The 23,252-nt window shown below is 54.5% G+C and carries 18 protein-coding genes; 13 read left to right on the forward strand and 5 right to left on the reverse strand.

The features are described 5' to 3' along the window. The first annotated feature begins 90 nt into the window (after positions 1–90). The 6 genes from Mag101_RS04695 (at position 91) to Mag101_RS04720 (ending at position 5,077) form a co-directional block, all read left to right on the forward strand. Positions 91–993 (forward strand): septal ring lytic transglycosylase RlpA family protein, encoded by a 903-nt coding sequence (locus Mag101_RS04695; protein WP_077401500.1) that lies wholly within the window; start codon positions 91–93, stop codon positions 991–993. 97 nt (positions 994–1,090) lie between these two features. Then, positions 1,091–2,239 carry a D-alanyl-D-alanine carboxypeptidase family protein gene (locus Mag101_RS04700; RefSeq protein ID WP_077401503.1) on the forward strand — a complete coding sequence of 383 codons (1,149 nt, stop codon included), beginning with the start codon at positions 1,091–1,093 and terminating at the stop codon, positions 2,237–2,239. Positions 2,240–2,426: 187 nt separating this feature from the next. Next, positions 2,427–2,708, forward strand: coding sequence for a YbeD family protein (locus Mag101_RS04705; protein WP_077401506.1), 282 nt, complete (start codon positions 2,427–2,429; stop codon positions 2,706–2,708). After that, positions 2,708–3,430: a lipoyl(octanoyl) transferase LipB gene (lipB, locus tag Mag101_RS04710; RefSeq protein ID WP_077401510.1), complete on the forward strand. Its 723-nt coding sequence runs from the start codon at positions 2,708–2,710 to the stop codon at positions 3,428–3,430. The genes Mag101_RS04705 and lipB overlap by 1 nt, the downstream gene beginning before the upstream one ends. Beyond that, positions 3,423–4,490, forward strand: coding sequence for a lipoyl synthase (lipA, locus tag Mag101_RS04715; protein WP_232325135.1), 1,068 nt, complete (start codon positions 3,423–3,425; stop codon positions 4,488–4,490). The genes lipB and lipA overlap by 8 nt, the downstream gene beginning before the upstream one ends. Positions 4,491–4,558: 68 nt before the next feature. Then, positions 4,559–5,077, forward strand: coding sequence for an Lrp/AsnC family transcriptional regulator (locus Mag101_RS04720; protein ID WP_077401514.1), 519 nt, complete (start codon positions 4,559–4,561; stop codon positions 5,075–5,077). Here Mag101_RS04720 and Mag101_RS04725 read toward each other — a convergent pair. Then, positions 5,074–6,393, reverse strand: coding sequence for a purine-cytosine permease family protein (locus tag Mag101_RS04725; protein ID WP_077401517.1), 1,320 nt, complete (start codon positions 6,391–6,393; stop codon positions 5,074–5,076). The two genes, Mag101_RS04720 and Mag101_RS04725, sit on opposite strands and share 4 nt — an antisense overlap. A gap of 285 nt (positions 6,394–6,678) precedes the next feature. Here Mag101_RS04725 and Mag101_RS04730 point away from each other — a divergent pair, with 285 nt between their 5' ends. From Mag101_RS04730 to Mag101_RS04745, 4 genes are all read left to right on the forward strand, one after another. Next, positions 6,679–8,820 (forward strand): TonB-dependent receptor, encoded by a 2,142-nt coding sequence (locus tag Mag101_RS04730; RefSeq protein WP_077401521.1) that lies wholly within the window; start codon positions 6,679–6,681, stop codon positions 8,818–8,820. 77 nt (positions 8,821–8,897) lie between these two features. After that, a complete protein-coding gene (locus Mag101_RS04735) occupies positions 8,898–9,998 on the forward strand; it encodes a DUF917 domain-containing protein (protein WP_077401524.1) in 1,101 nt (366 codons plus the stop codon). 659 nt (positions 9,999–10,657) lie between these two features. Continuing rightward, positions 10,658–13,132, forward strand: a complete 2,475-nt coding sequence (locus Mag101_RS04740) for a PKD domain-containing protein (RefSeq protein ID WP_157520166.1) — start codon at positions 10,658–10,660, stop codon at positions 13,130–13,132. A 447-nt stretch (positions 13,133–13,579) separates the two neighbouring features. Continuing rightward, entirely contained in the window at positions 13,580–14,848 is a 1,269-nt protein-coding gene (locus tag Mag101_RS04745; protein ID WP_232325136.1) for a sugar MFS transporter, read from the forward strand. Here the strand turns inward: Mag101_RS04745 and Mag101_RS04750 are convergent. Next, positions 14,823–15,113 (reverse strand): DUF1540 domain-containing protein, encoded by a 291-nt coding sequence (locus Mag101_RS04750; RefSeq protein WP_077401530.1) that lies wholly within the window; start codon positions 15,111–15,113, stop codon positions 14,823–14,825. The two genes, Mag101_RS04745 and Mag101_RS04750, sit on opposite strands and share 26 nt — an antisense overlap. A gap of 218 nt (positions 15,114–15,331) precedes the next feature. Here Mag101_RS04750 and Mag101_RS04755 point away from each other — a divergent pair, with 218 nt between their 5' ends. Both Mag101_RS04755 and Mag101_RS04760 read left to right on the forward strand, forming a co-directional pair. Beyond that, positions 15,332–15,682, forward strand: a complete 351-nt coding sequence (locus Mag101_RS04755) for a DUF4212 domain-containing protein (RefSeq protein ID WP_077401533.1) — start codon at positions 15,332–15,334, stop codon at positions 15,680–15,682. Between the two features lie 2 nt (positions 15,683–15,684). After that, positions 15,685–17,385 (forward strand): sodium:solute symporter family protein, encoded by a 1,701-nt coding sequence (locus Mag101_RS04760; RefSeq protein WP_077401536.1) that lies wholly within the window; start codon positions 15,685–15,687, stop codon positions 17,383–17,385. A gap of 39 nt (positions 17,386–17,424) precedes the next feature. On the opposite strand, the gene Mag101_RS04765 is transcribed toward Mag101_RS04760, so the two are convergent. From Mag101_RS04765 to Mag101_RS04775, 3 genes are all read right to left on the reverse strand, one after another. Further along, positions 17,425–17,973, reverse strand: a complete 549-nt coding sequence (locus Mag101_RS04765; protein ID WP_232325137.1) for a GNAT family N-acetyltransferase — start codon at positions 17,971–17,973, stop codon at positions 17,425–17,427. A 108-nt stretch (positions 17,974–18,081) separates the two neighbouring features. Then, the gene (locus tag Mag101_RS04770; protein ID WP_077401539.1) at positions 18,082–20,454 is read right to left on the reverse strand and encodes an autotransporter outer membrane beta-barrel domain-containing protein; all 2,373 of its coding nucleotides are present in this window, start codon (positions 20,452–20,454) and stop codon (positions 18,082–18,084) included. A 235-nt stretch (positions 20,455–20,689) separates the two neighbouring features. Next, positions 20,690–22,675 carry a BCCT family transporter gene (locus Mag101_RS04775; protein ID WP_077401542.1) on the reverse strand — a complete coding sequence of 662 codons (1,986 nt, stop codon included), beginning with the start codon at positions 22,673–22,675 and terminating at the stop codon, positions 20,690–20,692. A 146-nt stretch (positions 22,676–22,821) separates the two neighbouring features. Between Mag101_RS04775 and arfB the strand changes: the two genes are divergently transcribed. Continuing rightward, positions 22,822–23,238: an alternative ribosome rescue aminoacyl-tRNA hydrolase ArfB gene (arfB, locus tag Mag101_RS04780; RefSeq protein WP_077401545.1), complete on the forward strand. Its 417-nt coding sequence runs from the start codon at positions 22,822–22,824 to the stop codon at positions 23,236–23,238. The last annotated feature ends 14 nt before the right edge of the window (positions 23,239–23,252 follow it).

Consider the following 23,252-nt stretch of genomic DNA (forward strand, 5'->3'; position numbering starts at 1 on the left):
ATATTGCACAGTAAATAATTAACCGTACAAAACGGAATAGATCGATAAAAAACGGTAGCGAAAGCAGTTATCTCGCGCCGGGGGGAAATCATGATAAAACCACTATCTGGGTGTTCGACCCGAATCGGCGCTGCATGTCTGTTGGCTCTTGCGTCCGCCTGTAGCACGGTTCCCATAGAGCAAAAACGCACATCCAAGGTGGGACCGGGAGATATCCCTTTCGATCAAGTGCGCGATAGCGGCCCCGCGGTACCGGTAGATATGCTGGCCACCCCGGAAGTGACCCCCATGCGTGAACCCATCGGCGTTGCGGGCAATAAGTCCCCATACGTGGTTAACGGCGTAAAGTACCGGGTTCTCGATGGTGTGAAGGGCTATCGCGAACGCGGGCATGCTTCCTGGTATGGCACCAAGTTCCATGGCCGCAAAACTGCCAATGGCGAGGTGTACAACATGTACGCCATGTCTGCCGCGCATAAAACTTTGCCGCTGCCCAGTTACGCGAAGGTCACCAATCTGGATAATGGCCGCAGTATCATCGTACGTGTGAACGACCGCGGTCCGTTTGTGCCCGGGCGCATTATTGATTTGAGCTACACCGCGGCGCAGAAGCTCGGATATATCGACAAGGGGGTTGCCCGCGTCGAGGTAGAAGCACTGGATCCCGCGAGCTTGCCAAGCGCGATGGAGACATTGGCGGTAGAAAAAGACGCTGCTGCGCGCAACGGTTTGCCGGAAGATGCCAGCTTCAAGTTGCCAGACAACACCTTTCTGCAGGTAGGTGCTTATAGCTCATCCTCGCAGGCTGAGCAGATTCGCGCGCAGCTGGCTGCCACATTCGGCTATCCTGTTACCGTAAGCCCGGTAAACCGCGGCGGAAAGATGCTATATAGGGTACGAATTGGGCCAATAGAACAGCAGCGTGCGTTGGTTGCGCTGCGAGAATCCGTTGAACAACAGAATTTCGGTCAACCACAGGTGGTTGTGGATTGAGCCCAGTCATTACGGATTAAGTACAGTTTCGACACTGTATTCTCCCGATGGAAGTCGGGATTTGACACTTTTAGAACGCAAGGAATAAGAGATACCCATGTTCAAACGCTTATTTGCCTGTCTGCTCCTGTTAGTCGGCGCCAACGTCGCCCAGGCCAATAAACCGCTGATTCCCGCGCCGCCGCAACTCGCGGCCTCAGCCTATATCCTGGTCGACGCGCACACCGGCCAGGTGCTGGTGGAGCACGATGCGGACAAGCAGATTCCGCCCGCCAGCTTGACCAAAATGATGACCAGCTACATCGTTTCCGAGGAACTGGAAAAAGGTGTCATTAAAGAGCAAGACATGGTGAACATCTCTGAGAAAGCCTGGCGTAAAGGCGGTTCGAAGATGTTTGTTAAAGTCGGCGACAAGGTGCCGGTGATCGATCTGTTGCGGGGTGTAATTGTCCAGTCCGGTAACGACGCCAGTATCGCGTTGGCCGAGTATGTTTCCGGCAGTGAAGAAGTCTTTGCCGAAGTGATGAACCAGCAGGCCGAGCGTATGGGCATGCAGGACACCAACTTCGTCAATGCCACCGGCTGGCCAGCCGATGGGCACCTCACCACCGCCCGTGACCTGAGCACACTGGCGCGCGCGCTGATTAATGATCACCCAAGCCACTACGCGCTGTACTCTGAAAAGTATTTCCGTTTCAACGGTATTAACCAGCCCAACCGCAACCGCCTGCTGTGGCGCGACCCCGCGGTGGACGGCATCAAGACCGGTCATACTGAAGAAGCTGGCTACTGTCTGGTGGCCTCAGCGGTGAAGCGCGGCATGCGCCTGATCTCTGTGGTGGTTGGCACCGATAGCGATGAGAAGCGTGCGGCGGAGACCCAGAAGCTGCTCGCCTACGGCTTCCGCTACTTCCAGACTCACAAAGTCTACGGCAGTGATGATGTCCTGCAGACCGAACGGGTATGGGGCGGCAAGGCCGACTCCGTGGGTATCGCCGTGTCTCGCGACGTATTCGTTACCATCCCGCGCGGTGGCGAAGAGAACATCAAGGCCGACCTGATTATCGACGGCGAGCTGAAGGCGCCGCTGGCGAAAGGCCAACAGGTGGGTAAAGTGGTCGTGAACCTCGATGGCGAAACAGTCGCGGATGTGCCCGCGGTGGTAGCCGAAGATGTGGAAGAGGCTGGCTTCTTCAAGCGCGTATGGGATTCCATCAAGCGCTTTGTCATGTCGTTCTTCAAGTAAAATCCTGATATGGCCCGGCGAATCTCGTCGCCGGGCTGCTTGAAGGTCCTCCCAAAGCAGTTTCGTCTGCAATCTTTCCTCCCTGTCCAGTGCCCCATCGGCACTGTATAATTCCCGCCCGGCCGCAATCCTCGCCGGGCAGATACCGGCAAATCCACCATCTGACCTGCGGCCATGTGAGCGTGGTATGACCCAGGATTCAGAGCAGCAGCCTCCTAAAATCGAATTTCCGTGCGAAGACTATATGGTCAAAGTGGTGCGAGACGCCGACGACCAGGTGCACGATTTTGTAATGGGTGTGATGCGCCGGCACGCGCCGGGCTTCGATGAAAGCAAGTTGAAGCACAAGCCCAGCCGCAACGGCAAATTTAACTCAGTGACCTTCTACATCCTCGCCACCGGCGAGCCGCAACTGAAAGCACTGTTCGAAGAACTGAAGGCCCACCCGGGCGTGCATATGGTGCTGTGATGGCAGGTTCGAAGCCAGTCATCTGCAACCTGGGCCGGCGCGACTACGAAAGCGTATGGCGCGCCATGGCCCATTACACCGACACCCGCGGCAACGACGCCGTAGACCAGATCTGGTGTGTCGAACATCCTCCCGTATTTACCCAGGGACAGGCCGGCAAGGCCGAGCACCTGCTCAATACCGGTGATATCCCGGTGGTGCAGGTAGATCGCGGCGGCCAGGTGACCTACCACGGTCCCGGCCAATTGGTGGTGTATCCACTGCTGGATCTGCGTCGCAGCAAAATTGGTGTGCGCGATCTGGTGACAGCGCTGGAAGAGGCGACCGTGGCCATGTTGGCGCAATACGGCATCAGTGCCTCGCCCCGTGCCGATGCTCCGGGTGTTTACCTGACCGAGGGCCCGCGCGCGGGTAACAAGATTGCGTCCATTGGCCTGCGTGTGCGCCGTGGGTGCAGTTTCCACGGTATTGCCATCAATATCGATATGGATCTCGGCCCTTTCTTGCGCATCAATCCGTGCGGTTACGCCGGTATGCAGATGGTGCAGATGGCCGAAGTGATTCAACCCACACCCGCGTGGCAGGATGTCGCGGAAAAATTTGTTGCAGCGCTGCAGCAAAAGCTGGGACTGCCGGAAGCCAGCTGGCATCCGCTGGATGAAAACGTATTTGAGGTAGCTGCACAGGCGCAGGCTGCCGAACCAGGAACAAGTAATGTCTGAACGATTTGACGCCGACCAGTCTGAAGTGAAGGCGACTGAAGTAACGCCCGCTGAGGTAAACCCGAGCGAAACCGCTAAACCAGATCTCGTGCCGGTAAAACGCACCCGCCGTTTGCAGCAGGGTGAAAAGCTGCGCGATGGGGAAAAGGTTGAGCGGATTCCGGTGAAGGTGATCGCCAGCGACCAGACCCTGCGCAAGCCAGACTGGATTCGCGTCAAGGTGCCATCGGTAAAGGCCTCCAAGGAAGTGGAGCGCATCAAGAGCATCCTGCGCTCGCAGAAACTGGCCACCGTGTGTGAAGAAGCCAGCTGCCCGAACCTGGGCGAATGCTTCAGCGGTGGTACCGCCACGTTCATGATCATGGGTGAAATCTGTACCCGTCGCTGTCCCTTCTGCGATGTGGGCCACGGCAAGCCCAATCCGCTGGATCCAGACGAGCCGCAGCAACTTGCTGAAGCCATTGCGGCCATGAGCCTGCGCTACGTGGTCATTACCTCCGTAGACCGCGACGACCTGCGCGACGGTGGTGCCGAACACTTTGCCGAATGTATCAAGCAGTCCCGCGCGCTATCTCCCAACCTGCAGGTGGAAATCCTTACCCCGGACTTCCGCGGCCGTATGGACGTGGCACTGGATATCCTGGAAGCCGAGGCGCCAGACGTGTTCAACCACAACCTGGAAACCGTGCCGCGCCTATACCGTGAATCCCGCCCGGGGGCCAACTACAAGTGGTCTCTGAAATTGCTGCAGGAATATAAAAAACGTCGCCCGGACGTCCTGACCAAGTCCGGTCTGATGGTGGGCCTGGGTGAAACCAAGGAAGAGATTTTTGAAGTACTGGACGATATGCGTGCCCACGATATCGACATGCTGACTATCGGCCAGTATCTGCAGCCGAGTAAGGAGCATTTGCCGGTACAGCGTTACGTGCACCCGGACGAGTTCGAAGAGTACCGCGTGTATGCGGAAAAAATTGGCTTCAAGCACGCCGCTTGTGGACCGATGGTGCGCTCTTCTTACCACGCCGACAAGCAGGCCCACGGCGAAGAAGTTAAGTAGTGCTACGTTAGCAGTGGGTGAGGGGAGAGACCCGCTGCTGCTAGTTCCCCGATCGCGAGTATGGATGCATGGACAAGTCGGATTTCAAGTTTGATCGTGTGAGCAAACGGATCATCCAGGAGCTTCAGAAAAATGCGCGTATCAGCAACCGGGACCTGGCGGAAAAGGTCAACCTTTCACCGAGCGCCTGCCTGAAGCGCACCAAAAAGCTGGAAGAGCAGGGGTACATCCGGCACTACACCGTTGAACTGGATCTTAACCGCGTCTGCACCAGCGTAATGGCCATGGCGCAATTGGCTATCGGCGACAACCGCGGGCGCGCAGCGGAAGTGAATATTGAAGCCGCTATTCGCAAGCTGCCCCAAGCGGTAGAGTGCTTTAAAACCAGTGGCGAGTATCAGTATCTCGTACACTTTATTTGCCGCGATCTCGAAGAGTACAACGAGATCAGTAACCGCCTGCTAGAACAGGACCTGGGTATCTCCAGGATTTCCAGTAATTTCGTCCTCTCCACTCCCAAGCCATTTCAGTCCTACCCCCTCGGCGAACTGGAGTGGTTAAACGATATGGACGAGCGCGGTAGTTAGCGCCCGCGCTGCCTCTTCGCTACCTCTCCGAGTTTTACCAGTACTACATATGTCAGTGCCGATGTAATTAGTGCATCGAATGCGGGGATTTGTGTAAGTAGCACTTTTTCCTGGCTGGTAAGAAACGCCACACCCATGCCGGCGAGCCACGCCAGCATCGCCGGCCAAGAGAATCTGGTCGGCCCCTCAATTTGCGATCCTTTTTCTCCAACTAATCGTTCACTTTTCACTTCCAGAATATAGTGTGCGGTATAGATCGCGCCGACCGGCATAAAGATAATTCCGAGCGAAAAAATAAAGTCGATAAAATGATCGGAAATTCCCGCGAAGGCGACGGCGGTTCCGGCAATACCGGAAAAGATTACGATCTGCCACTCTTTAAAGCGCGGCACTATCGCAGCAATACTCAGCCCACAGCCATACAGGTTTACCGCATTGGTAATCGTGCTGGAAAAAATCACGAATACCAGTGCCAAGATACCAAGGCCGGCCGCCTGTAGCATGGCGAGCACATCAGTCTCCGATAGCCACACCGCGGTAGCTGCGCTGATGCAGTACACAAGCGTGGCACTGCCGAGAAATGGCAGGAAAGAAGCGATCGCAGCATCCTTGGTGGATCTGCCGTAGCGCGTGAGGTCCGGCATCACCAGCGCGGAAACGATAAAACTCCCCACGACCGCGGAAACGGCTTCGCCGAGCCCCATACTGGCCGTGCCGCTGGCTAAGAAAATGTCTGTCAGGCTTGCCTGGTCCACGAGTTTGTACAGCAACACACACAGGACGAGCAGCTGTATGGGCACGATGATGGCGGCGAGTTTCTGGATCGACTTGAATCCGAAGATGGCCGATGCGGTCATTAATACACCCCCGCAAACCGGGGTCAGCCATTGGGGCAGGCTGATGTCGCTAATGTCAGCCAGCAGGTACTCCATCGCGGAGCTGAACAGCACAATGTTCACCCCAAACCAGCCAAACATGGACAGGGCAATGCACAAATTGACGATATTCGCCCCGCGGCTGCCGAACGAATCTCTGATCAGCATATAGGAGCTGACACGCTTGCGGACACCCACAATTCCTGTGGCGAAGCCCACAAGGGACAGCGCCAGGCCGCCCAGCAAGAATGCCCACAAAGCGGTCACCATACCCGCTTCTGCGACCACAACAACCCCGGTCATCACACCGGGCAGGGAGAAGGCGAGGGCAGAGTTAACCTCGGAGATCTTGCCTCCGCTGACGCTGATATACGCGGGAACCGGCTCGGTCGCGTAATCCTGAAGCAACTGCTCCAGATCGGTGTTGGGTTGATTGTGCATACGTCGACTACCTTTTCGCCCAGCTTACCCATCTGCTTGTAGAGCCCGATAAGTAGTACTCTGGATTGGCACTTGGCCATTCTTATCATTCAGCCCTAACTATACCTCCAATACCCGGAAACAATGTTTCCCCGAGAGTGGGTAGATGTTCATAAAGTTTCGTCTCGGGTGGTGCCGTCGCGCAAAGGTTTCCCGCCCTGCATGGTAATTTTTTGAGCAGGGTTCGGGGGCAGCTGGTACACGCTCTCCGTCGCTAGATTTCGAATAACGATTAAGGAGCGGAAGATGCCAGAAGGCAAAAAATGGCTGCGGATGTTCAGCTTGTCCATTCTCGGGGCGGCCATCGCGGCCGAAAGCTACGCGGACTACACCATTGAGGAAGTCCAGGTTACTGCGCGCAAGCGTGCCGAAAGCCTGCAGGAAGTGCCGGATTCCATCACTGTGCTGAGTGCTGCACAGATCGAGTCCGCCGGCATCCGGGATTTGAAGGGCGTTGCAGCGCTGACGCCAAACCTGAGCATGGACGACAACTACCGCCCGGGTACTGCACGTATTTCCATCCGGGGCATGATCACCCCACAGGTCGGCGACGCCCCGCTCGCATACGTCGTTGATGGCGTTACTGCCCCAAGCATGGACTTCATTAACCAGGATCTGCACGCGGTCGAGCGCATCGAAGTGATCAAGGGGCCCCAGGGCGCGCTCTATGGTAAGGGGGCTGTGGGTGGAGCGATCAACATCGTCACCCGGGAACCTACCAATGAAACCGAAGGCTCATTCGTGGTTGGCGCAGGCAATGGCGAGAGCGTCAATGCCGAGGGCTTCCTGTCCGGTGCGCTGGTTGAAGACTCACTGTATTACCGCGTGGGCGCCAAACACTCCGATAGTGCGGGCTTTATTGAAAATGAAGTGACCGGGCAAATGGTGGATGCCCGCAAAGTCTCCACGGTATCCGGCCTGCTCTCCTACCAGCTGAGCGATCAGGGCAAAGTAGACCTGCGCGCGCGCTACTCCGACAATCAGGCCGGGGTGGGTTATTACAGCGTGGTTGATTCCCCGTACGCGATCGGAGACGACGTTTGGTCCCGCCAGTCGTCCAATATTCTGGGCGGCAGTAACCGCGAGCTACTGGAATTGTCTGGCAAGTTTGAATGGTCTGCAGACTACGGCGATTTGTTGTTTGTCGCGGGCTACAGTGAAGTAGACGACCTGTCTTTTTCCGACTCGGATTACACCGGAATGCCGAGTGACTTCGACCTGCTGTTCGCCGGTGCGCAGGAAACCCAATACGGTGTAAAAGCCTATACTTCTGAACTGCGTTTCACCGCGCCTGCTGATCACGCAGTGCAGTGGCAGGCCGGTGCTTACTATCAATTGCGAGAAGTCGAATCCACGCTGCATTTGTGGGATGACTTTGACGGTGTAGGTGTACGTACACGGGATAGCTTCGATATTCCCAACGATGAATTTATCGGTAGTAACCTCGACCCGGATTTTTTCACCGAATATCTGTATTCCATCGTAGATTCCAACACCAGCGATGCATGGGCAATTTTTGGCCAGGCGGCGTACGACTTGACCGATACACTGACGGTCTCTGCCGCACTGCGTTACGACATGGATAAACGGGAATCCTACGATTGGCGCGATGTAGAAGGCACCTTTGCCAAGCGCGACTTCTCCGAACTGCAGCCAAAGTTCCAGCTGTCATACGATTTATCGGAAGACGTGCTGACCTATGTGTCTGTTTCCCGAGGCTTCCGCAGTGGTGGTTTCAACGAACCGCACCCCGATGTCGAGCGCGTCTTTGATCAGGAAATTTCTGACAATTTTGAGATTGGCTTCAAGTCTGATTTTCTGGATCAGAAACTCGTGCTGAACGGCGCTGCGTTTCATGTGAATACGCAAAATACCCAGTATACGCAGTTCAATGTCGAGACCTTTACCCTAGAAAACTTGAGTATTGACCGCTCCATTTCTCAGGGCCTTGAGGCGGATTTCCAGTACCTGGTTAGCTCATCCCTGCGCCTGCACGGTGGTGTTGGTATGGTGAAGTCTGAAATCGATCAATACGCTGCGAATCCGGATCTAGAGGGTAATCGAGTGCCCGGTGTCTACCGCTCCAATATCAATCTTGGTGCTGAGTATGTGCGTGCACTGCAAAGTGGTTCCGAGCTGGAGTTCCGGGTGGACTACCTGCGCAATGGACCCATCGCCTGGGACCTGGAAAACAGCCTGGAAACCGGCGCTACCAATATTGTGAATGTGCGCGCGAGTTACATCTTCGATCAAAGCCGCATTACGCTGTTTGCGGAAAATGTCACCGATGAAGCGACCATTTCTGACGCATTTGTATTGGACTACGGATATGGCCGACAGCCGGGGCGTCCCCGCTACTACGGCGTGCAATTCGGATATTCCTTTTAATTTTTGACTTTACCCATATTAGGGCGCCGCTCGGTTTCCGGGCGGCACCTTGTGTATCTGTAGTGCGAGACGGAACAATGCGAGTACTGACAAGGCAGGATCTGGAAGACATTCTGTATGGGTGTGCGATCCTCGGAACCGGCGGCGGTGGCGAGCTGGATGAGGGTTTTGAACTCATCGATGAAGCGTTGGCGCTGGGCAAGGAGTTTGTGCTCGCAGACCCGTCGGAAATTCCTGACGAAGCGATGATTTGTACCCCCTATATGCTCGGAGCTATCTCAGAGCTGCCGGCGGGAGAGGAGGGTAAGTACGCGCGTTTACCTATCGGTGAAGTGCGTCCCATTCTTGCAGCTTACCAGCGTATGGAGGCTTACAAGGGAACAAAGTTCAGTGGCACCGTCGCCTGTGAACTGGGTGGGTCAAACACGGCAATGGCGTTTTACGTTGCCGCCATGACCGGTGGCTACATCGTCGATGGTGATCCGGCCGGTCGCGCAGTCCCGGAAATTACTCATTCCACTTACTACCTGAACGACCTGCCCGCGGCACCCATTGTGACTGCCAATGCATTCGGTGAGTGCATGGTTATTGAAAATGTGGTTGATGACCTTCGCGCAGAGGAAATTGTCCGCGCGCTATCCATGGCGAGTGGCAATGATATTGCTGCAGTCGATCACGCCCTGCGTATGCAGGAACTGCGCGGCGCGCTGATCGGCGGCACCATCACCAAAGCACTGGAGCTTGGCAGAACCTGGCGCGCTACCAAGGCAGATGGCGGCGATATTCCAGCAAATATTGCGGCACAAGGTGGCGGAGATGTGGTGTTTCGTGGAGCTATCTCCACGTGCGACTGGAAGACCGCTGAGGGTTTTACGCTTGGCAATATTTCAATCTCTGGAGAAGGGGATTACGCTGGCTCGGATTATGCGATCTGGCTCAAGAATGAGAATATGATTGCGTGGTGCAACGGCGAAGTGCACGCCACCATACCGGACCTGATTTGTCTGCTGGATATGGAAACCGGTGAGCCGGTAACCAACCCCAACTATCGCGTGGGCCAGCAAGTGGCCGTGGTAGTTCTACCTGCACCCAATGCATTCCTGAGTGAGAAGGGGTTGGAAATATTTGGGCCGAAGTATCTTGGTTATTCCTTCGAATACCGCAGCGCTTTGGTGTGATTAACTTTTTCTGATCTCTAGAAGATACAGGACTTTGACTTGTCGCGGTTCTGTATCTCATCCTTCTATGTAGCCTTCTCATCACATGTGAGCAATTTCGTGGTTACTTGGCGTCGACGGTAAGTCGCAGCCAACTTTTTTGAAACTTATTCCCCCTCACCTAGCGCAATTCGGTCCGAAAATCAGGCTAGTAGTCGATCGAAGTCGTAACCAAAGTAGGTTCTGTAGAACTGCTCAATTGAGTGGTATCAAATCAATATTGTCACGCCCATAGACACCTCCTGAGTACTGCGGTCGATGCATTTTATTTGGTCAATGTTTCGTCAGGGATGAGCCGTGTAGAGGTTGATTAATCAGCCATAAATTAATCCGACCCTATTTCTCAATCCCGTTTCCCAATGCTATTTCTCAACCTTGTTTCTAATTAGCTTTTCAGCAATGTCGCAAAAATGTACCATATTGTTGACAATCTATGGAGTGGGATACTAAGAAGAGGAGTTTGGCGACAATTATCGGCGAACGCCTTTGGTATTCCCTGTCTGAGGTCCTGAGAGTTTTGTTGCGGGAGAGAGGTATATTCCCCTGGCTGTGCAGGGCTCCGTCCAACGGTTATTGCAGGCTTTATCGTATGGATAACTTTCCAAGTCGATCGAAGGCCAGTGGAAAAATTATACGAGATCTGGACGAACATTTATTTAGGGGGAAGGATGCAAAGGCGTATTTATCTATCATTGATGTTGAGCGTTGTTCTAACGGCTTGTGGCGGCGGTGGCGGGGCGGATTCCTCTTCTAGCGGGGGTACCACACCTCAGAATCAAGCGCCTACGGTTTCCATTGCCGGAGTATCTGCGGTCGACGAAGGAAATGAGATTGTCTTAACCGCCAACGCATCGGATAGCGATGGTTCAATTGCCAGTTATGCCTGGGCGGTGTCCTCTACCGAAGCTATTGATTTGACTTCAGTGACCGAAGCAGAAACTTCTTTTGTTGCGCCCTCTGTTACCGAAGACAAAACCGTAGATGTCACGGTGACAGTGACCGATGATGACGGTGCTACGGCCTCTGCAACGATTACGGTCAATATTGTTGATTTCAAGCCTGACTTCTCCATCTCTTACGAATCGAGCGTTACTGCCGGGGGCGGGTATTACGCTTATATTCAGTCTGATTTGGAGATTAATGACTATGAAATTAATCAGAGTTCTTTTCCGGCTGTTTCAGAAGTGCAGTATAAAGACCCTGATGAATTCAACCGTATAGTGTACTTTTTAGAACATAGTGAAAGCAGTTATACCTTGGCGATGGATGTGAGTGTCCAGTTTAAGGGGCATGAAGAATGGTTTACTAAGACGATTTCTGTTGAGGTTGCTTCGTCAGTAGATTTTGAACGCATCCAGCTCAACGCTGGAGGTTCTCATACGGTTTCCTTCGATGAGTTTCAAGAAGCAAATATACATTTGCCCTTTGAGATGCCGTTTGCTGAAATTTCGATTTCAGAAGCAGGTCTGGTACTGAGTGCTGCAAATTTCTACTCTAGTGAACTCAATTCAAGCTTTTATCTACAGGGTACATTGAATGATGGCCGACCTTTCAAGACGGTTTACCAGGTAACGACTGTGGTCGGAGGTGAGGCTGTTACGGCTTCGGGAAGGGTGCTTTATGAAGATGTCGAACTCGGTAGTGTTTCAACGGTGCCGGTGATGGCTGGAAGCATTGTAGTTCGTGATAGTAGTGATTTAATCGTATCTTCAAGCTCAATTTCTGATGATGGTAGCTATCAAGTAGATATCCCGAAAGGGGTCTCAGTAGACATTAATTATGAGCCGATGTTTTACAAGAACGGGGCTCTGATCCGTGTCGCTGATAATACCGATACCAATTTCCTCAATACGGTGGAGGAGGTTGGCCTGCATATTAGCCAAAGTTATGCTGATCGATTTTGGTCGCTTCAAGCAGTTAAGCCGCCAACCTATCGCTTTGCCATTGTGTCGTCAGAAGTCTTTGACGTGAATACACCCTTCTCCGATTTGGTTTTAGATAGTGGCTATGAGGCGGGAGTTTATGACCCTGAGCGCGAGTCTGCGGCTGCAAATATCATCAGTAATGTCCGTCGGGCACTTCATTGGGTAGATGACGGCGATCTTCTTGGCTGGGTCGACCTGGATATTTATTGGTCCCCTACAGCCCTGGATAGTAGTTATGCCTGGTATCAGGGTGGATTGGATACCAGTCAGGCCTATGCCAGCTGTCGAAGGAATTGTGCGGGATATAACAGTGCGAGAATCGAGATTGAGCCCGTCTACCATGAGTTTGATGACTGGACGATTACTCACGAGCTCGGTCACTACGTGATGGGTAGTATTTCGCAAAATGATAGCAGTGGCGGGGAGCGAAGCATTGCGGATTATTTAAATCCAATGACAGCTTACTCGGAGGGCTATGCGGATTGGTTTGCCGAAATCGCACTGGATAACTCCTTTGACAGTCAGACACCGGAAGAGCCCTATGTCGGTTGGTTTAACGAAATAGCCGTTCAAAATTCGCTGAATGAGCTGTTCAATGCGGTTGGTAAGGATGTGGCAAAGTTCCATCAGGCAATGATAGATAGTGCCGATTCGCCAGAGTTTAAAACGATTTTCACATTTATTGATTCACTGCATACGCTTGATCCAGGTGCTGTTGAAGGCAAGCTGGGTGCACTTTCTCAGTGGGGTATAAATTCCATCGAGCCAGATGGCCGCGGCGAATTTTATGCGATTCCTAATCACCTCAAAATGGATCCCGAGGCACAAGATGTATATTTGCCAGTGCATCAGCGCATCCACTTGGGCGAGCTCAGTGAGGCCTGCGTTGACTCAAGAAATGCGGGTTCACGAAACCGATTGGGTGCATCTCATTTGGGGTTGATTGAGCTGGAAAGTGATGGCCTTTACTCGATCACTCAAGAAGGTGAGGGCCTGAACCCGTCGATACTCATGACGGACGCCTATATGAATTCGCGGTCTCTATCGCCGGTGAATGGGCAGCTTTGGTTGCCAAAGGGTGAGTATAAAATCCTTGCAAGTGATTATGATATTTACTGGGGGAGCAAGATAGGAATTCAGTGTTTTTCCTATCAAGTGAATAGGCATTAAGTTAAGAGCCAATAAATGGAAATAAATTTATTCTGACTATCCTGTTTTTCATATGGAGTTTTATCACTTAGCTCAATGAGATTCTGGTGTAGTACGGCAAGGCAGTATTGACCTCAGTTATACCCAGGACATACTGGTGCAGTCTATGTTCTTAGGCGCCTGCTCTAGATTTCGCCACCAGCTGGCGCTCTGGTGCGCCTTATCGGGCTTAGGTAGGGGGGGTACATGGATGTGCGACCCTCGGAACCGGTGGTGGATCTTCCCGCGCCCAGAGCATTCCGAGTGAGGAAGGGCTGGAAATTTTTGGATCCAAGTATCCCGCATATCCATTCGACTATCGATGCGCAGTGGCGTAAAAAGCGCTTATTTGAGTATTTGCAGCGTTGCGCGGACTCTTTCTCTGACTGTCTATGATGAATAGAGGGGTTGTCAGGAGTTGAGGTACCTGTGTCAGGAGCGAAGTCGACACACGACAGTAAGGACCAAGGTGGCGTACAGGAGAATCACCGGTTTGCTCTGACCGCACTGACCATCCTGTTTTTCATGTGGGGCTTTATCACCTGCCTCAATGACATTCTGGTGCCGCACCTCAAGGCGGTATTTGACCTCAGCTACACCCAAGCCATGCTGGTGCAGTTCGCCTTCTTCGGCGCCTACTTTACGGTTTCGCTGCCGGCTGGTGCCCTGGTGCGCCGTATTGGCTTTAAGTACGGTATTGTGTGCGGGCTACTACTAGCAGCGCTCGGTTGTTTGCTGTTTTATCCCGCTGCAGAGGTGCAAACCTACCCGCTGTTTTTGGGGGCGCTGTTTGTATTGGCTTCCGGTGTTACCCTATTGCAGGTCTCTGCCAATCCCTATGTCACGGCTTTGGGGGATCCTGCCACGGCGTCCAGTCGCTTGACCCTGACGCAGGGCTTCAATGCCTTGGGTACCACCTTGGCGCCATTTTTTGGTGGTGCACTCATCCTTTCGACGGCGGTAACCGCACTTCCCGATCCAAGCCATTCCGCGAAGTCGGTCCAGCTCCCCTACCTGATTCTTGCGGGCACTCTCGTATTACTCGCGGTGACCTTTTACCTACTTAAATTGCCGCGTGTTTTGCCCGAGTACACCGGCAAGGTAGTGGGGGAAAAGTCCCTCTGGTCGCATCGACATCTGGTACTCGGGGCGCTGGGGATATTTCTGTATGTTGGCGCGGAAGTGGCCATTGGCAGTTTTATGGTCAACTTCCTAGGCTTGCCGGAAGTGATGGGGATGGAGGAAGCGCAGGCGGCGAACTACATCGCGATCTACTGGGCCGGTGCCATGGTGGGGCGGTTTATCGGTGCTTTCGTTATGCGGGTCGTACCACCGGGAACTGTGCTTGCGGTAAATGGGGTCGCTGCGATTGTGCTGATATTGGTGGCAATGTTCACCAATGGGGCAGTCGCCATGTGGTCTTTGTTGCTGGTGGGTTTGTGCAACTCGATCATGTTCCCGACGATTTTTAGTTTGGCGCTGCAAGGGATGGGGGTTCAATCTGGCCAGGCATCTGGACTGCTGTGTCTGGCCATTGTCGGGGGTGCACTGGTACCGCTACTTCAAGGCGTGCTCGCGGACGCGATTGGTCTGCATCACTCCTACTTCATACCAGTGATGTGTTATCTCTACATTGTGTATTACGGCGTATTGGGCTGGCGCGCAGAGTCGCCTAGTGCGCGTAAGTCAGGCAGTTAACCGTATCGCCGCTATAGCCCAGTTCAATCTTGTCCGCGCTGCATTCAAAATCGATGTTGTGGCTGCAACCGGTCACCTTACAGGCGCCAACACCCGCATTGCGTTGTCGGCTGGTGTGGTGGCTGTTGCTGAAAAACGTATCGCAGTCCGGGTGTTCACCATCGCCAACAGTGATGGCACGTGCGTGGCATGAGGAATCGGTGTTGTAGGCGCACTCCGTTGCAGCGCAGCTGGAAACTTCAGGCATATCGGTGGCGATGATCATGGCGTGATTCTCTGCGGTTTATTGTAAAAAGACCAAACTCCCGCCCTGAGCCTAGTACAGACCTATTGCTTGTCAAATACACGGCTCGTCAAACATCGGATCGAACTCTTCAGCTGGTCACGGACGAGCGCTTATCTCCTGTGTCGCTTTTTTGTACGTGCGGATCAGGGTAGAGTAGTCCACTCGAATAAGAATAATTTGACGTTAGGAGTCGTGCGATGAGCTTTGCCAATCGGCAACAGGCCGCCCGTTACTGGAGAGAAAATATTCGCCTGATGCTCAGCTTGCTGTGTGTCTGGTTTGTGGTGTCTTTCGGTTGCGGAATACTGTTTGTAGAAGAACTGAACCAGATCCGATTTGGTGGCTTCAAGCTGGGATTCTGGTTTGCCCAGCAGGGCGCCATCTATGTGTTCCTCGGTTTGATTTTTTTCTACGTCTACAAGCTGAACCAGCTGGACAAGAAGTACGGTGTGTATGAAGGCGATGAACCTGCTCCGTCCGCGGAAGATGCTGCACCATCTGCAGGGAATAGCGGCCCCGTCGGCCAGCAGCTTGAGGGAGGGCAGTGAGCATGGATGTACAAAGCCTTACCTTCCTGATTGTTGGGGCTACCTTTGTCCTGTATATCGCCATCGCCCTCTGGGCCCGCGCGGGATCCACTAACGATTTCTATGTGGCAGGCGGAGGGGTGCACCCGGTTGCCAACGGTATGGCCACAGCGGCGGACTGGATGTCGGCGGCCTCGTTTATTTCCATGGCCGGCCTGATTTCCTTTATGGGTTACGACGGTGCGGTATATCTGCTGGGTTGGACCGGTGGCTATGTACTGCTGGCCCTGTGTCTTGCGCCCTACCTGCGTAAGTTCGGCAAGTTCACCGTGCCCGATTTTATCGGCGATCGCTATTACTCCCAGGCGGCGCGCACGGTGGCAGTGATTTGTGCCATTTTTGTCAGCTTTACCTATGTGGCCGGCCAGATGCGTGGTGTGGGCGTCGTGTTCTCCCGCTTTTTGGAAGTAGATATTGCCACCGGCGTGATGATTGGTATGGGGGTAGTGTTTTTCTACGCGGTGCTCGGCGGTATGAAGGGCATTACCTACACGCAAGTGGCCCAGTACTGTGTACTGATTTTTGCCTATATGGTGCCGGCAGTTTTTATTTCCATCATGATGACCGGCCATGTTTTTCCCCAGGCGGGCTTTGGTGGCCTGCTTGCCGATGGCACCTATCTACTGGATAAGTTGGATGGGTTATCCACAGAGCTTGGGTTTGCCGAGTACACCTCGGGTAGCAAGAGTACTGTGGATATGTTTTTCATTACCGCTGCGCTGATGGTCGGTACCGCGGGCCTGCCGCATGTGATCGTGCGCTTCTTTACCGTGCCCAAGGTGCGTGACGCGCGAAAATCTGCCGGTTGGGCACTGCTGTTTATTGCGCTGCTGTACACCACCGCGCCCGCCATTGCTTCGTTTGCCCGGGTAAATATGATCGACACTATTAACGGGCCGGACGGGCAAGGGACACCGCACGCGGAAGCCCCGAGCTGGGTTGCCAATTGGGAAGAGACTGGCCTGATTCAGTGGGACGACAAGAATGCCGACGGCAAGATGTTTTATTCCGGTGACGAACGCAATGAGATGCAGGTAGATCGCGATATTATGGTGTTGGCGAATCCGGAAATTGCCAATCTCCCTGCGTGGGTAATTGCACTGGTTGCTGCCGGTGGTGTGGCTGCGGCCTTGTCTACTTCGGCCGGGCTGTTGCTGGTTATTTCGACGTCCATTTCTCACGACCTGCTCAAGCGCAACCTGATGCCGCGCATTACCGAAAAGCAGGAACTGGGTTATGCCCGGGCCGCCGCCGCTGTCGCCGTGTGTATTGCGGGTTATCTCGGGATTAATCCACCGGGTTTTGTCGCTCAGGTGGTGGCCTTTGCCTTTGGGCTTGCGGCCTCATCATTCTTCCCGGCCATCATCATGGGGATATTCTCCAAACGGATGAATAAGGAAGGTGCGATCGCCGGCATGCTATCCGGAATCCTGTTTACGGCGGCGTATATCGTTTACTTCAAGTTTGTGAATCCGGCAGCGAATACGCCCGACAACTGGTGGTTTGGTATCTCGCCGGAAGGTATCGGAACCCTGGGCATGCTGCTGAACTTTGCCGTGGCGATTGGCGTGGCGAAATTTACCCGTAAGACGCCTGACGATGTGCAGGAAATGGTGGAAAGTATTCGCTTCCCGCAAGGCGCCGGTGCAGCCAGTGCACACTGAGTGTTGGTGATGTAAAAAAGCGAGCCTCGGCTCGCTTTTTTATTGTTTGTTCGGTTCGCTTTTCTGGTTCCAGGCGAGGAGCGCGAGTTCTTCGTTGGTCTCCGGGAATATGAAAACGTCTTCCTTGCTAAAACCGAGTTTTTCCAGCAGCTGGATGGAGGCATGGTTCTCGGGCGTGGCGATGGCGAGAATGCGCGCTAGACCGAGTGATTCTTTTCCCCATTGCATGGCCGCGGTGGCCGCCTCCAAGGCATAACCTTGCCCGCGATACTGGGGCAGATAGGCGAAGCCGACTTCGACATTATCCAGTTCGGCGCGGCGCATCAGTCCAGATTGTCCAATGGGGGTTCCGTCCTTCAGTTCTACACAACACATTCCAAGCCCGTGGGATGCATACATGGCTATGGGACCGCGCAGGAGATACTGACGCGCATCCTCGAGTGTGCGCACGCCGCGGTCACCGATAAAACGATGGAAGTCCGGGTCGTTCACCAGCTCCAGGGTGAATTGCGCATCGGCATCGCTGTCGGTGAGCTTTCGCAGGCGCAAGCGTTCGGTAGTGATAGTTGGTATTGGGGAGCTAGACATCGTATGGGGGCACTTCAGGTAACCGCTGAAAAGTAGAGAATACGCAGGTTTAGCCACAAATAAAAACGCCCACCGAAGTGGGCGTTTTTGTTCGGCTACGTGCTTGTATCAGAAGCGGTAGGTTACATTGATGGAACCGTGCTCCGAGTTCGGGCGCGCAGTAAGGTTTGCACTCACCCCGATAGCCTCCGCCGCTTGCCAACGCAAGCCAACCAATGCGCCGGCACCGTCTTCGAAGAGTCCGGTGTCTTTGCTGGCGTAGCTCGGCATTGCATTCATATTGCCAGTCATGGACTTGACGCCCACTTCCAGCATGTCGTTTTCGGTACCGGTGGTGTCTTCGTACCACAGCTGCGCGTGTGCACTCACATCACCCCAGGCTTTATCGGCGAAAGCACCGAAACGCATGGTGGTGTAGCGGCGCTCTTGGCTGCCGAAGTTCATACCAAACGGGTCGGCCTGCTGGTTGTCGGCACTGGCATAAGTGAACCCATCAATGGCTGCTTCGGTGTATCCATCCACATCGGCGGTCACCTTGGTTACGCCGGCGAATGGACCAAAGCGGGCTTCACCACGGGAAATGTTGAGGCCAGCGGTGAGGTCCAGAGTGGTGTTTTCACCACTGGTTTCGCCGTACAGGGTATCCGAGAACTGATCACCCAGCTGGAAGTGACGGCCGATACGGTCGTAATCCACATCGGTAATGGTCGCGCTGGCGTCAACGAAGAAGCCATTGGCGTGGTAGCGGGTGAACAGGCTGTAGTTGGTCGAGGTGGACTCGATGTCACTCTGGTTGTTTTCCAGGGACAGGTCAGAGCGACTCACCGCGAAGCCCAGTTGCAAATTGTCGCGTAGCGCGTAACCAGCACCGATCAGGCCGCCGTTGCCATCGCCACTGGCGGAAGGTGCCAGGTTGTTGTCGTAATCGCTGCTACCGAATACGCCGCTCACAAACACGCCGCTTTCCGCAGTGCGGTAGCGGCTGCTGGCGAAGCTTTCTTCCAGCGCGGCGGTGTGGCTGCGAGAAGCCTGTACGCCCATGTCGGGCAACTGGCCTGCGACTTGCGCGGCGTTAACCACAGAGGTGTAGTAATCCGCGAGCAGTTCCTGGGCTGCCTGGGTCGGGTGTACGGAATCGTTAAACAGCAGTTTGCTGGCGTCCGGTGCACTGCCGTTCTCGCCGTATACCGGGTGCTCGATACAGCCGTTGCCGTTGTAGCACAGGGTGCTCTGGTCAAATTCATCGGAGAAACCAAGCGCTGCCGGGTTCGCCTGCGCGATGGTAACGATACCTTCCATATCCACCATCAACACGCCGTCGATATCGCGGGCGTCGCCCAATAGGGTGGTGTTAAACAGAGTTACAGCATTGCTGGCTTGAGACAGCGTACCGTCGATGGCAGCCGCGAGCTGCGCGTCAGCTTCTTCCTGGGTGAGCAAACCGCCGGCAACCGCATTGGCGAGCTGCGCCGCTTCCGGGCTGGCTGCTACGGCCTGAGCAACGGCGGCGTACATACCCGGGGTCTTGCTAATGTCGGGGGCGTTGGCCACGAGGATATAGTTGGCGCCGGCATCGGATAGTGCGCCGGCACTGTCTGCCAGCATATTGGCGGCGAGACCGGTCTGTGCTGCAAACTGTTCGGCGGTAATGGAACCACTTAGAGACGCAGTGAAGCCGCTCAGCAGGTCATTGCCGCCGCCGTTAATCCAATACAGCGCTTTGCCATCGGCGCGGCCGCTTGTAGTTTCGAGGTAACCCAGACCCAGTGGGTGGGGATTACCGGTGATGCCGGAGTCGGCGATGATATTGCCAGGTGCTGCGTTGACCGCCGCTTGCCAGGCATCGGCTTCGGCGTTCAGTTGGGCCGCAGTGGCTGCGTCACCGGCCGCTTCCGCCTGAGCCGCGCCCGCGCGCAGTTGCGCAATAACATCCGGGCCCTGCAGCAGGGTCACAAGTTGGGTCAGGTCGGCGTACAGGCCGGTCGCGGTTTCACGGGTGGGGTCCGGCAGCAGAGCGCTGACAAAGTTGTGTGCATTTACGTCGAGGGAACGTCCCTGCGCGGCGAGGTAATCCATATAACCGCGGGTGCCGAGCACGTTAAGTAGCACGTCTGCAGCGCGGTGGCCGCCTACAGCCCAGCCGCCGCCAACGTTTGGCAGAGAAGCTCGTACTTGGGCTTCCGCGGATGCCAGCAGTTCGGCCTCACTTAGGCTTGGGTCTACATCCGGAAGACACAGGTTAAGGCCGGCACAAGACGGGGTGAGCGGCCCCAAGCCGAGCTGTTGCGAGAGAATGTCGATGGCTGCCTGCTTGTCGTCACCGCTGGTGAATACGCCGGCGTTGCCCACATCGGTGAGGCTGTCGCCAAAAGCGACCACTTGAGAAAATGGGGATTCGTCGGCAAGGGCGGTGGTGCTCAAACCGCTGGTGATTGAAGCAAAAGCAATCGCGGCCGCCAGGTTGCGCTTGGCGTTGGGCATGGTTATCTCCTAGCATCGCTACGCGCAGCGCAATCGCTGAGTTTTGTCAGCGTAAGACCTGTGCGTGCATCATTATTTTTATCTGTTAGTAGTCCCAGAAAAACCAGAACTCGTCCGATACTAACCGAGGAAAAAAACAGAGTGAACGAAAAGTCGAAACTAAATCTGTCTGATTGGTCACGGCTGGTGGCGCGTGTATCTCGGTAACATTTGCGGTGAATTGGGGGGTGCCGAGCTAGCGCAGTGTGTGCAGGAACTGCATATGGCGCTCGTATTGGGAAACCATGTCGGTAAGTAGTTGCTCCGCGGTCCAGCCCATCACATCGTAGTCCTGGCCGCCCTCCTGAAGGTGTACTTCTGCACGGAAGTACACATCGTCCGAATCGTCATCAAGGTCGTTATCCAGCTCGCGCTCGGGATGAGCGGCATCTGGTTTCAAGGTGGCCTTGGGGTGCAACCCGTAAATGAAACTGACCTCGCTCCCTTGCGTTACCTCCAGCTGAACCACGTGATTTTTACGTTCAGTCACCGAGGCCTGATAACCATTCTTTTGCATTTCTGCAGCAAACTCTTCCAGGGCCGGTTTGCCCGTGTTGTCTATAAAAGCCTGAACTTCGGCCAGGCTGGAAAGCAGTAAGGCGTTTTCCAGTCGCTCCTGCCAGGCCACAGGATTGCGTGCGCTGATGGGCGCTACCGGCGCGTGCTGGCTAATGCGTTTGGCACTGTCGGTACGCAGGGCGGTAATCAGCCCGTACATGGCGATCAGCAAGATTGCGGAAAAGGGCAGTGCGCTCACAATGACTGCGGTTTGCAGCGAACCGAGTCCGCCGGCCAGCAATAGCGCAATGGCCACGGCGCCGATCAGGAAGCACCAGAAGATTCGCTGCCACAATGGGGTCTCATCCCGTCCGTGGGACGACAGCATGTTGACCACCATCGCCCCCGAGTCCGCCGAGGTCACGAAGAACACAATGACCATAATTACCGCGACAAACGAAAACACCGAGGAAAACGGAAACTGCTCAAGGAACTGGAACAGAGCGACGGACTGATCCTGGGAGACGACTTCTCCTAACTGGGTAAGTCCCTGATCGAGGATCATGTGAATGGCGGAGTTTCCGAAGAAAGTCATCCACATCATGGTCACCAGCGCCGGTACCAGCATCGCACCGATCACAAACTCGCGAATGGTGCGCCCGCGGGAGATACGCGCAATAAACAGCCCAACAAACGGCGACCAGGACATCCACCAGCCCCAGTAGAGAATGGTCCAGCCGCCCAACCAATCTGTGGGAGCGTATGCGTAAAGATTGAAAGTCTTGTTGATGATCTGTGAGAGGTAGCTACCGAAATTCTGCACAAATGCCTGCAGCAGATATACGGTACTGCCCAGCAGTAGCACCATCAGCAGTAGCAGGACCGCCAGCACCATATTGAGCTGAGAGAGCCGCTTGATTCCTGTATCCAGTCCGGTAACTACCGATACGGTGGCAAGCAGAGTGGTCAGCACAATCAATGCCACCTGTACGCCGTCGCCAATGGGTAACCCGAACAGATGGTTCAGGCCGGAGTTGATTTGCAGTACCCCGTAGCCCAGAGTGGTCGCCACACCGCAGACAGTGCCAACGATGGCAAAGACATCCACGGCATGGCCCATTGGGCCATAGATGCGTTCGCCAATCATTGGGTATAGTGCTGAGCGCAGGGTGAGTGGGAGTTTGTGGCGATAGCTGAAATAGCCAAGTATCAGCGCCACAATTGCGTAGATCGCCCAGGCGTGAAACCCCCAGTGGAAGAAGGTGAGTACCATAGCCTGCCGCGCAGCAGTGACCGTACCGGTATCGCCCACAGGCGGGTCCAAGTAATGCATCACCGGCTCGGCGACACCAAAGAATAAAAGGCCGATACCCATGCCTGCAGAAAACAGCATGGCGAACCAGGATAGATAATCGTAATCTGGCTCCGCATGCTCGGGCCCAAGCTTGATTGCGCCAAACCTGGACATGGCGATGGCGATCGTGCCTATCAACACGATGGCCACGGCGAGTACGTAATACCAGCTCATGTGCTCCACGACCCATGTCTGCAGGTACTTAAACGTGGAGGTGGCGTTATCCGGGGCTAGGACCGCGTAGGCCACGATCAGCAGAAGTACTGCCGTCGCCGAATAGAAAACCGGTGGATTGAAGTGCGCCAAGTGTTTACTGCTGTTTCGGCTCATGCCTGACTCGTGTCGCTCTTCGTGTGGCTCGTTGTGTGACTTTTCGAGGATTTAAGGTGTGAGTTTGGTATTATTTTTTCTTTGCCTCGAATAAGCATAGACGAACTTACTTGCTATAAACGTGCGGAATATAGAAGCACCCTCTTATGTTGTTTATTTCTCGTAACCTGGCGCTTCCGCTCGATGAAGTGGAAATGCATGCAATGCGCTCCGGTGGCGCTGGTGGTCAGAACGTAAATAAAGTCTCGACCGCCATCCATCTGCGCTTCGATATCGATGCGTCCAGCCTGCCGGGCCCGGTAAAGCAGCGTTTGCTGTCGCTGCGCGATCAGCGTATTACCGACGAAGGTGTGATCGTGATCAAGGGGCAGCGGTTTCGCACCCAGGAGAAGAATCGCGCAGATGTGTTGGAAAGACTGCGGGAAATAATTGCCAGTGTTTTGGTGACACCGAAGAAGCGTATTCCCACCAAACCTACCAAAGGCTCCAAGGAACGTCGTCTCAATAGCAAAGCTCGTCGCGGAAAAATTAAATCTATGCGCGGTAAGGTTTCGGATCACTGAACTTACTGCCTGAA

It is taken from the genome of Microbulbifer agarilyticus, assembly GCF_001999945.1.
GTDB lineage: Bacteria > Pseudomonadota > Gammaproteobacteria > Pseudomonadales > Cellvibrionaceae > Microbulbifer > Microbulbifer agarilyticus_A.